The sequence below is a fragment of the Sphingomonas agri genome, from assembly GCF_038148795.1.
Taxonomy (GTDB): domain Bacteria; phylum Pseudomonadota; class Alphaproteobacteria; order Sphingomonadales; family Sphingomonadaceae; genus Sphingomicrobium; species Sphingomicrobium agri.
Genome location: NZ_JBAPEU010000001.1, coordinates 87,334 through 99,757 on the forward strand (window position 1 = coordinate 87,334; position 12,424 = coordinate 99,757).

A 12,424-nucleotide genomic window follows, 5' to 3' on the forward strand; every position below is an offset into this window, starting at 1 on the left:
CCCTTGCCTGCTACCAGTGCAGGAATGGACGTCAGGACTCTTGGGCTGACCGCCTGCGCATTCGCCGCCGCGGCAATCGTCGCGCGCATTTTCTGGCTGTTCGCCAACCGGACGCCGGTGCTCGCTCATTCTGAAAATGTCGACGTGCTCGGCGAGAGCCTCCCGGGTGATCCCCTGAACCCGCCGGAACATCCGGAGGGTCTGGGGCGGATGTCCCCGTTCCACACCGCCGACATGCGTCTCGAATATGAGGTCGCCGGCAAGCATTACGAGCACGACGTCGAGACCCGTTCGATCGATGGGCTTGGCGTCACGGCTGCCGACGACATGCCGATCCTCTGGGCCGACCCTGCCAATCCGGCGCGGATCGAGCGCCATGGCCCCGGCTTCTGGATGATCGGGCTTCTCGTCGTCGGCTTCGCCGCTTCGGCGATTTACAGCTACTCCTAACCGCTTTCACCTTGCAGCCGCCGGGGCTGAGACTACCCTCCGGCGGATGATCCGCGAACGGGAGGTCATCGCGCGATTGCGCCGAATCGCGACAGCACCGGGAGCCCGGGGGCTTCTGGACGACGTCGCCGTGCTCGACGGCCTCGTCGTCACCCACGACAGTATTGCGCAGGGAATCCATTTCCTCGTCCACGACCCGCCCGCGAGCGTCGGCTGGAAGCTCGTCGCGGTGAACCTCTCCGATCTCGCTGCGAAGGGCGCAGCCCCTGCAGGAGCGCTGCTCTCCTTGTCGATCAGTGGTCCCGGCGAATGGGAGCTTGCCTTCCTGGGCGGCATCGAAGCCGCCTGCGAAAGCTACGGGCTGCCGCTCCTCGGGGGAGACACGATCGCCCTGCCGCCAGGATCGCCGCGAGTCCTTGGCCTCACCGCGATCGGCCGCGCTTCGGCGGCGATTCCGGCCCGTGCCGGCGGCGTTCCGGGCGATGCACTGTGGCTCGTCGGCACGATCGGCGATGCAGCCCTCGGGCTTGCCCAGCTGCGCGAGGACCGCAATGCAACGGGTCCTCTCGTCGATATCTACCGCCGCCCGGTTCCCCAGCTCGAGGCTGGCCGCCTGCTGGCGCCCCATGCCCATGCCATGATGGACGTATCGGACGGACTGCTGCTCGATTCGACCCGCATGGCCGAGGCCAGTCGCTGCGCGATCGCGATCGAGCTCGACGCGCTTCCCTTGTCGAGCGCGTTCGTCGCGGAGCGCGGACAGGGCCTCGCTGCCCGCCTGTTCGCGGCGACCGGGGGCGATGACTACGCCCTTCTTGCCGCTCTTCCTCCAGAACTCGATCCGGAAACACTTTGTTTACCAAAGGGGACGAGAATCAGCCGCATCGGTTCGCTTGCCGCAGGCCGGGGCAATATCGACCTCACGTTTGCGGGCGAACCCGTAGGATTGCCGGAGAGTCTCGGATTTGAGCACCAGGGTTCAGACGATTGCGGGCCTTCCACTTCGACAGTGGCTGATCGGCGTTAGCGGCCTCATCTCCGGAATGGCCTTTGCGCTCGTAACACTCGCCCGCTAACTCGAGGCGGTTGCCAGCCGCGAAAACGCTCCGTAAAGCTTCGCCGTTTTTCCAGGCGGCCCACTCCTGCGGCCGTATTCGCCTGCTTCAAGAACGGGGAAGCTTGAACCCATGAACCTGCTGCTTATCGCCATAATCTGCGGCGTCATCGCGGTGCTCTACGGCATCGTCACCAGTCGCCAGGTGCTCGCCGCATCGCCGGGCAACCAGCGCATGATCGAAGTCGCCGGCGCGATCCAGGAAGGCGCTGCCGCCTACCTTCGCCGCCAGTACACCACCATCGCCATCGTCGGCGTCGTGGTCGCTGCAATCATCTTCTTCTTCCTTGGTGGACTGAGCGCCGCGGCCTTCGTGCTTGGCGCCGTCCTGTCGGGCGCGGCCGGCTTCATCGGCATGAATATCTCGGTCCGCGCGAACGTCCGGACTGCGGAAGCTGCGCGCAAGAGCCTTCAGAGCGGTCTCACCACTGCCTTTAGGGCGGGCGCGGTCACGGGCCTGCTCGTTGCCGGCCTTGCGCTTCTCGCGATCAGCGGCCTCTTCTGGTACCTCACGGGACCCGGCGGCTATGCGCCCAACGACCGTCCGGTCGTGACCGCGCTTACCGCGCTTGCTCTTGGCGCCTCGCTCGTATCGATCTTCGCGCGCCTTGGCGGCGGCATCTTCACCAAGGCCGCCGACGTCGGAGCCGACCTCGTCGGCAAGGTCGAGGCGGGCATTCCCGAGGACGATCCTCGCAACCCGGCAGTGATCGCCGACAACGTGGGCGACAATGTCGGCGACTGCGCCGGCATGGCAGCCGACCTTTTCGAGACCTATGTCGTCACCGTCGGCATCACCATGGTGTCGATCGCGCTCGCGATCGGAACCTCGCCGCTGCTTCTGCCGCTGATGAGCCTGCCCCTTCTGATCGGCGGTGTTTGCATCATCACCTCGATCATCGGCACCTACATGGTGCGCCTGGGTGCCAAGGGGTCGATCATGGGAGCGCTCTACAAGGGCTTCTGGACCGCGACCTTGCTGGCCGTTCCGGCGATCTATGGGGCCGCATGGTACGCGCTCGGCGGTGACCTTCATCAGACGATCACGACCACCGCGGGCCTCAGCTTCCCGGCGACGAACCTCGTCTGGGCAAGCTTCATCGGCCTTGCCGTGACTGCGCTCATCGTCTGGATCACGGAATACTATACGGGCACCAACTACCGCCCGGTCCAGTCGATCGCGCGCTCAAGCCAGACCGGCCACGGGACGAACATCATCCAGGGGCTCGCCGTCAGTCTCGAATCGACGGCCGCGCCGACCATCGTCATCATCGTCGGCCTTATCGCGAGCTTCCAGCTCGCAGGCTTCCTCGGCGTCGCCTTCGCGGCGTCCGCGATGCTCGCCCTTGCCGGCATGGTCGTCGCGCTCGATGCCTATGGACCGGTGACCGACAACGCCGGCGGCATCGCCGAAATGTCGGGACTCGAGGAGGACGTGCGCAACCGGACGGATGCGCTAGATGCCGTCGGCAACACGACCAAGGCCGTGACCAAGGGTTACGCGATCGGCTCGGCCGGCCTTGCAGCGCTCGTTCTGTTCGGCGCCTATACCGCCGACCTTCGCGAGTTCGGGAGCCAGATCGGCGTTTCGACCAATCTCGACACGCTCTTCAGCCTGTCGAATCCGTACGTGATCGTCGGCCTCCTTCTCGGCGCGCTGCTTCCCTACCTCTTCGGAGCGATGGGCATGACTGCCGTCGGCCGCGCAGGCGGCGCAGTGGTCGAGGAAGTCCGCGGCCAGTTCCGCGACAATCCCGGCATCATGGATGGCTCGGTCCGTCCGGACTATGCGCGTACCGTCGACCTCGTTACCCGCGCCGCGATCCGCGAGATGATCATTCCCTCGCTCCTTCCGGTGCTCGCCCCGATCGTCGTCTATTTTGCGATCGGCGCTGTTGCCGGGCGCGAAAACGGCCTCGCGGCCGTCGGCGCGCTGCTTCTCGGCGTCATCGTCTCGGGCCTGTTCGTCGCCATCTCGATGACATCGGGCGGCGGCGCGTGGGACAATGCGAAGAAGTATATCGAGGACGGCAATTATGGCGGCAAGGGCTCCGAAGCCCACAAGGCCGCCGTCACCGGGGACACCGTCGGCGATCCGTACAAGGACACCGCCGGACCTGCCGTCAACCCGATGATCAAGATCACCAATATCGTGGCGCTCCTGCTGCTTGCAGCGCTCGCTGCGCACGCCGCGGCCTGATCTGGCGGCCGCTTAAAAGACGAGCCCCGTCGCGGTCCGCCGCGGCGGGGCTTTCCTTTTTGGCCTTCCGGGCGTTGAAGCGGGCGCATGCCACACGCGATCCGAGTCCATGAGACGGGGGGACCGGAGGTCCTCCGGTGGGAAGAGGTTGAGGTCGGAGCCCCCGGCCCGGGCGAGGTCAAGATCCGCCAGGAAGCCGCAGGGCTGAACTTCATCGACGTCTACCACCGCACCGGCCTTTACAGGCAGCAGCTTCCGTTCACGCCCGGCGTCGAGGGCGCCGGCATCATCGAGGAGATCGGACCCGGCGTCCGGCACCTGAAGGCGGGAGACCGGGTCACCTATGCGAGCCAGATCGGCGGCTATGCCGAGGAACGGCTGATCGATGGCGATCGCGTCGTAAAACTCCCGCCTCAGATCTCGACGGAGCAGGCTGCAGCCATGATGCTGCAGGGCCTGACGGCACGGATGCTCCTTCGTGCTATCCACAAGGTCCAGCCGGGCGAGACCATCCTCATCCACGCGGCCGCGGGCGGGGTCGGACTGATCGTCTGCCAATGGGCTAAGGCGCTTGGAGCGACGGTGATCGGGACTGTCGGCAGTGACGAGAAGGCCGAGCTTGCACGTGCCCATGGCTGCGATCACCCGATCGTCTATACCCGCGAGGATTTCGCGGCAGAGGTCGAGCGGATCACGAACGGCGCCAAGCTGCCGGTGGTCTATGACTCGGTCGGCCGCGAAACCTTCATGAAGTCGCTGGATTGCCTTGCACCAAGGGGCTTGATGGTGAGCTTCGGCAATGCCTCCGGCCCTCCCGATCCCATTGCTCCGGGCGTCCTCTCGCAAAAGGGCTCGCTCTTCCTCACGAGGCCTACGCTCAATCATTATATCGCGTCGCGCGAGGAGCTCGAGGAAAGCGCGAACGACCTTTTCGCCATGGTCGCCGCCGGCAAGGTCAGGATAGAGATCAAGCAGCGTTTCCCCCTGGAGGATGCATCGCAGGCGCATCGCGCACTCGAGGGCCGAAAGACCACCGGATCGACCGTCCTTACCGTCTGAGCGGCCCACCTTCACATTTGCGTGTCTCGCCGCTAATGCTCCGCGACTTTTAACCGGATACGAGAGGGAACGCTTGGCCAAGGAAGAATTGCTCGAGATGCGCGGCACTGTGGTGGAGCTGCTGCCCAATGCGATGTTCCGCGTCCGCCTCGAGAACGGCCATGAGATCCTCGGTCATACGGCCGGAAAGATGCGCAAGAACCGCATCCGCGTGCTGACCGGCGACGAAGTGCTCGTCGAACTGACGCCCTATGACCTTACCAAGGGGCGCATCACCTATCGCTTCATGCCCGGCCGCGGAGGCCCTCCCGGTTATCCTTGATGTCGCGGCTCGTCCTCGCCTCGGCGAGCCCGCGGCGCCTCGATCTTCTCGCCCGCATCGGCATCACGCCTGACGCGGTCGTTCCTGCAGACATCGACGAGAGCGTTTTAAAAGGCGAGCTGCCGCGGGCGCACGCGATGCGTCTCGCGCGCGAAAAGGCCCTTGCCGTGGGCCAAAAGGAGCCGGGCGCGCTCGTCCTTGCAGCAGATACGGTGGTGGCGGTCGGCCGGCGCATCCTTCCCAAGGTCGAGGACGAAGCGACGCTGCGTGCCTGCATGCGCCTGCTCTCCGGACGGCGCCACCGCGTCCTCACCGCAGTCGCCCTCCTTCTGCCCGATCAGTCCCTTCGCGAACGACTGGTCGAGACGATGATCGCGATGAAGCGCCTCAGCGACAAGGAGATCGACTATTATGCGGGCCACGGCGAGTGGAGAGGAAAGGCCGGCGGCTATGCGTTGCAGGGCTATGGCGAAGTCTACGTCCGCCACATCGCCGGGAGCTATTCGAACGTTGTGGGACTGCCGCTTGCGGAAACAAGCGTCCTGTTGAAATCCGCGGGCTACGACCATGCCTGAGTGGCTCGTCGAGCGCGGCATCGGCGAGACCCGTGCTGCCCTCGTCGAGGACGGAGAAATCATCGAGGCGCGGATCGAGCTCGACGGCGCGGTTCCGGAAGGCAGCGTCCTTAAGATGCGAATCGCCGACGTCGGTACCGGGCGCAGCGCCATCGCGGTCGCGCAGGGCGGAAGTGAATATCTGCTGCCCAATGGAGCAGCGGGGGTGTCACAGGGCGCGACGATTGCCATCGAAGTCACCCGCGTCGCGATCCCGGGAACCGAGCCGTGGAAGCGGCCATTGGGCCGGGCCACGGACAAGCCGCCTGGCCTTGCTCCTTCCTTGATCGAGCGACTGGGCGGGCGCCGCCTCGTCTTTCCCTCGAACCGCGACGAGCTCGCTCTCGCGGGCTGGAACGACCTCATCGATGAGGCACGGACCGGCGGGGTCACCTTTGCCGGGGGTGAGCTCCGCGTCTCGGTAACGCCCGCGATGACGCTGATCGACGTTGATGGATACCTTCCGCCCGACGAACTTGGGGTGCTTGGCGCGCGAGAGGCCGCCCGCGCGGTTGGACGCCTCGATATCGGCGGGTCGATCGGGATCGATCTCCCGACTGCGCGATCAAGGCAGGCCAGGCAAAGAGCGGCGGAGGCAGTCGACGCAATCTTGCAAAAGCCATTCGAGCGAACGGCGGTGAACGGGTTCGGCTTCCTTCAGATCGTGAGGTCCCGTGCCCGCCCGTCCCTCCCCGAACTTGCGCTCGACGAAGCGCCCTTCGAGGCTCGGGCGCTCCTTCGCCGCGCGGCCTTTGAACCGAGCGGATCCAAGCGGCTGGTTGCCAATCCGAGGATCATTGCCGTGTTCGAGAAGAACTCCGGCTGGATCGGCGAGCTCGCGCAGCAGGTTGGTGGTGCAGTCGAGTTGCGCGGCGAGGCATCCCTCCCCATGTCCGCCGGATATGCCGAAACAGCCTGACGCTCTCAAAACCTGCCCGCTCTGCGGACGGCCGGAGCAGCCCGAACATTCGCCCTTCTGCAGCCGCGGGTGCAAGGACCGCGATCTCCTGAAGTGGCTTGGTGAGGGCTATCGCATCCCAGGACCATCGGCCGATCCCGAAAGGGTGGACAGCGACGGGAGCGACGGTTAGGGAGCGCGCTCGCTTGAGCGGGCCAGCCGCCCGCCCCAAGAGCCCAGGTAGCTCAGTTGGTAGAGCACGTGACTGAAAATCACGGTGTCGGTGGTTCGATTCCGCCCCTGGGCACCATCCTCCCAAGTCTCGGAAAAAGACGAACTCGTGTAGTTTCGGCATGGGACGCATGATGCGCGTGCGCAATTTTTTTGGGTTCGAGCCCCGCGGAGCGCCGCGTCCCTGCCCAAAGGCGTTGGCCCGCCGCAGAGCTGGGTGCCATGACCCGGTCTAAGGCGTATTGGACTAACCTTCGTTGGATCCGAGGACGTGGAGATGACCAGACTTCCTGCTTTCTTCATTGGTCACGGCAGCCCGATGAACACGCTCGAGATCAATGGTTTCACGAGCGCATGGCGCCGACTGGGCGAGGCGCTGCCGCGGCCGCGAGCGATCCTCGCAATCTCGGCGCACTGGTTCATCGGCGCGACTGCGATCACAGCAATGGCCAGGCCCCGCACGATCCACGACTTCTACGGATTTCCCGACGAGCTGTTTTCGTTTGAATATCCGGCACCGGGACTGCCCGCGCTCGCGTCCGAGGTCGCTGATCTCGTCAAACCGCTCTGGGTCGGAGCCGATCACGACCAGTGGGGATTGGACCATGGCACATGGAGCGTGCTCGCCCACCTCTTCCCCCAAGCCGACGTCCCCGTCGTCCAGCTCTCGATCAATGCCCTGAAACCGCTCGACTATCACCTTGATCTCGCCGCGAGGCTCGCGCCCCTGAGGGATGCCGGCATCATGATCGTTTCGAGCGGAAACGTAGTTCACAATCTGAGGCTGATCGATTGGACCAGCCCGGACGGAGGCGCAGACTGGGCGCATCGTTTCGATGATACGGTGGCCGAGCTGATGACGAGCGACCCTGGCAATATCCTCAGAAGCAGCGACCACCCTGATTTTTCACTGGCAGTTCCAACACCCGACCACTTCATTCCGCTGCTGTACACGGCAGCGCTCGCCGCTTCGGGAGGCGGCGCGACCGCGTTTCTGCGAGGCTATGCGATGGGCTCGCTCTCCATGACCTGTTTCGGCATAGGCATGGAGGGCCTTCCCTGCATCGAAGGCGAAGGTGCAGCCGGCCTTCCTGAGGGCATTCCTGGCGATCAGACGAACACGTGATACGCGCCTGCTTGCTTGCCGCAATTGCTCTGCTCGCGAACAGGCATTGGCAATGAACCTGTCAGTCGATCCTGGGCAGGGTCGAATATTGGTGGAAGGGCGGCGGGCTCGATAGCGTCCATTCGAGCGTCGTTGCGCCTTCGCCCCAGGGGTTGGCCGGAGCCCTCTTGCCGGCCGCGAGCGACCAGATGAGGTTGACGAAGAAGATCGCGACGCCGGCGATGGTGATCATGTACCCGACCGTCGAAATGTAGTTCCAGTAAGCGAATGCCGGCGTGTAGTCCGGAATGCGCCGCGGCATGCCGTCGAGGCCCAGGAAGTGCATCGGGAAGAAGATCACGTTCACCCCGATGAACATCAGGAAGAAGTGCAGCTTGCCGAGCAGCTCATTGTACATCCGGCCGCTCATCTTGGGGAACCAGTAGTAGAACCCGGCGAAAATCGCGAACACGGCACCAAGGCTCAGCACGTAGTGAAAGTGCGCCACCACATAATAGGTGTCGGTCATGTACGTATCGACGCCGCCGTTCGCGAGAACGACGCCCGTGACGCCGCCAATCGTGAACAGGAAAACAAACCCGATCGCAAACAGCATCGGTGTCCTGAAGCTGATCGATCCGCCCCACATGGTCGCGATCCAGGAAAATACTTTGACCCCGGTCGGAACGGCGATGATCATGCTCGCAGCGCTGAAGTACATCTTCTCGTCAATGCTCATGCCCGTCGTGAACATGTGGTGCGCCCAGACGACGAAGCCGATGATGCCGATCGCGACCATCGCATAGACCATGCCGAGATAGCCGAACACGGGCTTGCGGCTGAAGGTCGAGACAACCTGGCTGATGATCCCGAAGCCGGGAATAATCATGATGTAGACTTCGGGGTGCCCGAAGAACCAGAACAGGTGCTGGTAAAGGACGACGTTTCCACCCCCGCCAGCATCGAAGAAGGCGGTCGAAAAGTTTCGGTCGGTCAGCAGCATGGTGATCGCCCCGGCAAGCACCGGCAGCGAGAAGAGCAGCATGAACGCCGTGACCAGTACTGCCCACACGAACAACGGCATTTTGTGCATCACCATGCCGGGTGCGCGCATGTTGAAGATGGTCGTGATGAAGTTGATCGCGCCGAGGATCGAGCTGATGCCGGCCAGATGAATGGCGAAGATGACCATGTCGACGGCGGGCCCCGAGGATCCCGCCGTCGATAGCGGCGCGTAGAGCGTCCACCCGGTTCCCGCTCCCAATCCCGTTCCTCCGCTGACGAGGGTCGATCCGAGGAGCAGAAGGAAAGCCGGAACGAGCAGCCAGAAGCTGATGTTGTTCATCCGCGGGAAGGCCATGTCCGGCGCACCGATCATCAGCGGCACGAACCAGTTGCCAAAGCCGCCCATCATCGCGGGCATGAGGGTGAAGAAGATCATGATGAGACCGTGCGCGGTGACGAGCACGTTCCAGTGGTGCGCCCATTCATCGAAGTTCGCGGTGCCCGCGCCAATCGGCCACGCCCGATTGAGCACCTGGATTCCAGGCTCCATGAGCTCCCAGCGCATGATCCCGGAGATCGCGCCGCCAATCACTCCGGCGGCGATCGCGAAAATCAAATAAAGCGTCCCGATGTCCTTGTGGTTGGTGGACATGAACCACCGGACGAAGAACGTGGGCTTGTGCTCGTCCGCACGATGCGTGTGCTCGGCCCGATGCGCCATATAACCGAGCCGGATGCCAGGCGAACTACTCACGCGTGTCCACCAATTAAAGGGGCGCCTGCGCGATCTGTCGGGCAACGCTGCACGCGGCTGGCGACCATGACCAGTCTAGTCCTGGTTCACTCGCTTGCGTGACCGATCGTTCAGATCGGATGAGAAAATCTCGCTGATCGGCGGGCGGGCGGGCAGAGCCCGCTGCCTGTTCCCCAGCAGCGTGAAGTGCTTTTCGCCTCGATACATGAGCGATGACGACTGCGGCGCGTCAACCGCGCGATGCATCAGTTTTCCGATTTTGAGCCGGGCCCAGGCAACGGTCAGCGACACGCGCAAGCGAAGATGATCCACGAACACGTAAGCCGCCGGATCGGCGTCGTAAGTACGGCTTCCGTGATAGTCTGTTTCTTTGAAGAACGACATTTCCGGGCTCCTTTCGGCGGAGCTCGGCAAATGGATGCTCCGCGAGCGATTCCGGATATGGCCTCTTGGCAGTCTGCAGACAAACGAATAGAATTGCATGTTTATATCAAAAAGACTGCACTAAAACTTGGACATCACCGCCGCCCGCACTTTCCTTGAAATCGTCAAGACGGGCAGCTTCGTCCGCGCCGCGCGCAACCTCAACGTCACTCAGACGGCCGTCAGCGCCCGCATTCGTGTTCTGGAGGACGAGCTCGATCGGCCGCTCTTCATCCGTAACAAGGCCGGCGCGCGACTGACCGGCGCCGGCGAACAATTCCTGAAATATGCAACCACGCTGGTCCAGGTTTGGGAACGTGCTCACCACGAGGTGGCGATGCCGGCCGGACGAGAGACCGTTCTGGCGGTCGGCGCCGAGCACAGCCTTTGGAATCCACTCATTCGAGACTGGCTGATCTGGATGAGAAATGAATGCGCGGACATCGCGATACGCGCTCACATCGGCGTCGCGGACGACCTTGTCGAACAGGTTCAGGATGGCGTCGTCGATCTTGCCGTAGTCTATGCGCCGCCGCAGCGGCCGGGCCTCGTGTCAGAGCTGCTGCTCGATGAAAAGCTGGTGGCGGTCTCTACAGACGTCGATCGCAAAGAGCTCATCGGCGAAGACTACGTCTATGTGGATTGGGGCCGGCATTTCGCAACAAATCACCATGCCGCCTTTCCAGATGCGCCGAGCCCCGCCCTGACGGTGGATCACGGACCGCTCGCAATCGAATACATGCTTGCGGTGGGAGGGGCGGCATATCTGCGAATGGGCGCTGCAAGGCCCTACCTCGAAAGTGGGCGGCTGCACCTCGTCAGCGGCACACCGGGCTTCTCCCACTCAGTGCATGCCGTCTATTCGGCCAAAGCGGACGAACGGGTGATGGACCGAAGCCGGGAAGGATTGCGCATTGTCGCGCGCGACCCGCTGGGACGCGGAGACCAAAGCGCTGTTAACCGGCCTCGATAACCGCCACTTGCCCTTCATCGCCGCCGAACCGAGGCGCGATCCTGGAACTCGCGACGTTGTCATGGCGTGCAGACGTACCGGATCCTCTACTATCGCCAGAGCGTGCTCGAGGACGCCGAAGACGTACAGGCCGACAATCTGCTCGAGGTCATTGGGAAAGCATCCGGGAAATCGCCTCACCTCCGAGCCGAGATCTGGTGCGGCGAGGAGTGTGTCGGCGAGATCGGAAGCTGTCCCACGGCCTAATTTCGCGCAATCGTCCGATAGTTGCATCCTGACAACAGTCGTCGCCCAACTGTCGTGAGGGGGGAACGGCGGCGAGCCGAGCCTGTTCTTTTGTCCGATGGCCGACGAAGTGTTGAAGCGTATGAAGGCCCGAGTGGCGCAATGCCGTCGGCTGGCCGAAGCGACCACCGATGCGAGGGCCGCAAAAATCCTGCGTCAGATGGCTGATGAAGGCGAAGCTGACATCAAGAGGATCGAGCTCGCACAGGAAGGTTGATGCCAAGCGGCAAACCTGGTCCTCACATCTTTGACGTTTGCACTTCGTCAATGAATGTCGATTAGCCGACGTAGTTGGCGTGGCGGTGGCTTTGGACGGAGCACCGCTGATGAGATTGTTTAAACGCGCAGCAGGGGCGGAAGCGCCCGACGACGAAGCGGCCGCAACGCGGCTGCTTGCAGTCACTCAAAGAGGCAGGGTCGAGACCTCCCGATATCCGAGCCGCGATGCGGCCGCGGAGGCTCCGGCGCCGCAACGACGGTTCGGACTCCCCAAGGAAGTCCCGGCAGCAAAACGCCGTGCCTGAGAAGCCCGGCCACGTCATCGGGCCCTTCGGGGACAAGCTCACGCTCGACCGGCTTCCGCCGCCCGACACCGCCCGATGGACCATTCGCCGGAAGGCCGAGGTGGTTGCAGCAGTCCAGGGCGGTCTCCTCAGTTTCGACGAAGCCTGCGCCCGCTACGGGCTTGCAATGGAAGAGCTCATCAGCTGGCAGGGCGCCCACCAGTCCGGCGGCATGCGAGGCCTGCGCATCACGCGCTCACAAAAATTTCGCGAGCGCTACCGCTACTAGGCGGTCGCTCGCCAAACCGACGAGGTATTTCACCATGAACAAGAAAATTCCGCTCGAGCGACTCCGCGAAATTTCAAGGCAGCGCTCGACGCACAATGTCGATGCAGAACCGGGCCTCCGCGTCGAACTCGACGCAGGCACTCAGCGCCGGCTTGCGCCCGAATGGCCGATCCGCTCGTCGCTTTGGCTTTAGTTGCGG

The 12,424-nt window shown here is 63.6% G+C and carries 17 protein-coding genes and 1 tRNA gene; 16 read left to right on the plus strand and 2 right to left on the minus strand.

Annotated features, from left to right (window positions below; genetic code table 11):
• The first annotated feature begins 24 nt into the window (after positions 1 to 24).
• The 10 genes from V8192_RS00445 (at position 25) to ygiD (ending at position 8,014) form a co-directional block, all read left to right on the plus strand.
• On the plus strand, positions 25 to 450 hold the full coding sequence (locus tag V8192_RS00445) for a hypothetical protein (RefSeq protein WP_341631093.1): 426 nt from the start codon (positions 25 to 27) through the stop codon (positions 448 to 450).
• A gap of 46 nt (positions 451 to 496) precedes the next feature.
• The gene (thiL, locus tag V8192_RS00450; protein ID WP_341631094.1) at positions 497 to 1,477 is read left to right on the plus strand and encodes a thiamine-phosphate kinase; all 981 of its coding nucleotides are present in this window, start codon (positions 497 to 499) and stop codon (positions 1,475 to 1,477) included.
• Between the two features lie 160 nt (positions 1,478 to 1,637).
• Positions 1,638 to 3,764, plus strand: a complete 2,127-nt coding sequence (locus V8192_RS00455; protein WP_341631095.1) for a sodium-translocating pyrophosphatase — start codon at positions 1,638 to 1,640, stop codon at positions 3,762 to 3,764.
• 87 nt (positions 3,765 to 3,851) lie between these two features.
• Complete coding sequence (locus V8192_RS00460) at positions 3,852 to 4,823, plus strand: quinone oxidoreductase family protein (RefSeq protein WP_341631096.1); 972 nt, start codon at positions 3,852 to 3,854, stop codon at positions 4,821 to 4,823.
• Between the two features lie 73 nt (positions 4,824 to 4,896).
• Entirely contained in the window at positions 4,897 to 5,145 is a 249-nt protein-coding gene (infA, locus tag V8192_RS00465) for a translation initiation factor IF-1 (protein ID WP_249831543.1), read from the plus strand.
• Positions 5,145 to 5,720: a Maf family protein gene (locus V8192_RS00470; protein WP_341631097.1), complete on the plus strand. Its 576-nt coding sequence runs from the start codon at positions 5,145 to 5,147 to the stop codon at positions 5,718 to 5,720. Before infA ends, V8192_RS00470 begins: the two co-directional genes overlap by 1 nt.
• Positions 5,713 to 6,678 (plus strand): Rne/Rng family ribonuclease, encoded by a 966-nt coding sequence (locus V8192_RS00475; RefSeq protein WP_341631098.1) that lies wholly within the window; start codon positions 5,713 to 5,715, stop codon positions 6,676 to 6,678. Before V8192_RS00470 ends, V8192_RS00475 begins: the two co-directional genes overlap by 8 nt.
• Positions 6,662 to 6,850, plus strand: coding sequence for a DNA gyrase inhibitor YacG (locus V8192_RS00480; RefSeq protein ID WP_341631099.1), 189 nt, complete (start codon positions 6,662 to 6,664; stop codon positions 6,848 to 6,850). Before V8192_RS00475 ends, V8192_RS00480 begins: the two co-directional genes overlap by 17 nt.
• A gap of 41 nt (positions 6,851 to 6,891) precedes the next feature.
• A tRNA-Phe gene (locus V8192_RS00485) sits at positions 6,892 to 6,967 on the plus strand.
• A 198-nt stretch (positions 6,968 to 7,165) separates the two neighbouring features.
• Positions 7,166 to 8,014 carry a 4,5-DOPA-extradiol-dioxygenase gene (gene ygiD, locus V8192_RS00490; protein ID WP_341631100.1) on the plus strand — a complete coding sequence of 283 codons (849 nt, stop codon included), beginning with the start codon at positions 7,166 to 7,168 and terminating at the stop codon, positions 8,012 to 8,014.
• A 61-nt stretch (positions 8,015 to 8,075) separates the two neighbouring features.
• On the opposite strand, the gene ctaD is transcribed toward ygiD, so the two are convergent.
• A complete protein-coding gene (gene ctaD / locus V8192_RS00495; protein WP_341632275.1) occupies positions 8,076 to 9,719 on the minus strand; it encodes a cytochrome c oxidase subunit I in 1,644 nt (547 codons plus the stop codon).
• A 108-nt stretch (positions 9,720 to 9,827) separates the two neighbouring features.
• Positions 9,828 to 10,136, minus strand: a complete 309-nt coding sequence (locus tag V8192_RS00500) for a hypothetical protein (protein ID WP_341631101.1) — start codon at positions 10,134 to 10,136, stop codon at positions 9,828 to 9,830.
• A 127-nt stretch (positions 10,137 to 10,263) separates the two neighbouring features.
• Between V8192_RS00500 and V8192_RS00505 the strand changes: the two genes are divergently transcribed.
• From V8192_RS00505 to V8192_RS00530, 6 genes are all read left to right on the plus strand, one after another.
• Positions 10,264 to 11,148 (plus strand): LysR family transcriptional regulator, encoded by an 885-nt coding sequence (locus tag V8192_RS00505; protein WP_341631102.1) that lies wholly within the window; start codon positions 10,264 to 10,266, stop codon positions 11,146 to 11,148.
• 66 nt (positions 11,149 to 11,214) lie between these two features.
• Positions 11,215 to 11,394 (plus strand): hypothetical protein, encoded by a 180-nt coding sequence (locus tag V8192_RS00510; protein WP_341631103.1) that lies wholly within the window; start codon positions 11,215 to 11,217, stop codon positions 11,392 to 11,394.
• Between the two features lie 97 nt (positions 11,395 to 11,491).
• On the plus strand, positions 11,492 to 11,650 hold the full coding sequence (locus tag V8192_RS00515) for a hypothetical protein (protein WP_341631104.1): 159 nt from the start codon (positions 11,492 to 11,494) through the stop codon (positions 11,648 to 11,650).
• 109 nt (positions 11,651 to 11,759) lie between these two features.
• Positions 11,760 to 11,957 carry a hypothetical protein gene (locus V8192_RS00520; RefSeq protein WP_341631105.1) on the plus strand — a complete coding sequence of 66 codons (198 nt, stop codon included), beginning with the start codon at positions 11,760 to 11,762 and terminating at the stop codon, positions 11,955 to 11,957.
• Positions 11,950 to 12,225 (plus strand): CtrA inhibitor SciP, encoded by a 276-nt coding sequence (gene sciP / locus V8192_RS00525; protein WP_341631106.1) that lies wholly within the window; start codon positions 11,950 to 11,952, stop codon positions 12,223 to 12,225. The genes V8192_RS00520 and sciP overlap by 8 nt, the downstream gene beginning before the upstream one ends.
• A gap of 34 nt (positions 12,226 to 12,259) precedes the next feature.
• Complete coding sequence (locus V8192_RS00530) at positions 12,260 to 12,418, plus strand: hypothetical protein (RefSeq protein WP_341631107.1); 159 nt, start codon at positions 12,260 to 12,262, stop codon at positions 12,416 to 12,418.
• Positions 12,419 to 12,424 lie beyond the last annotated feature (6 nt).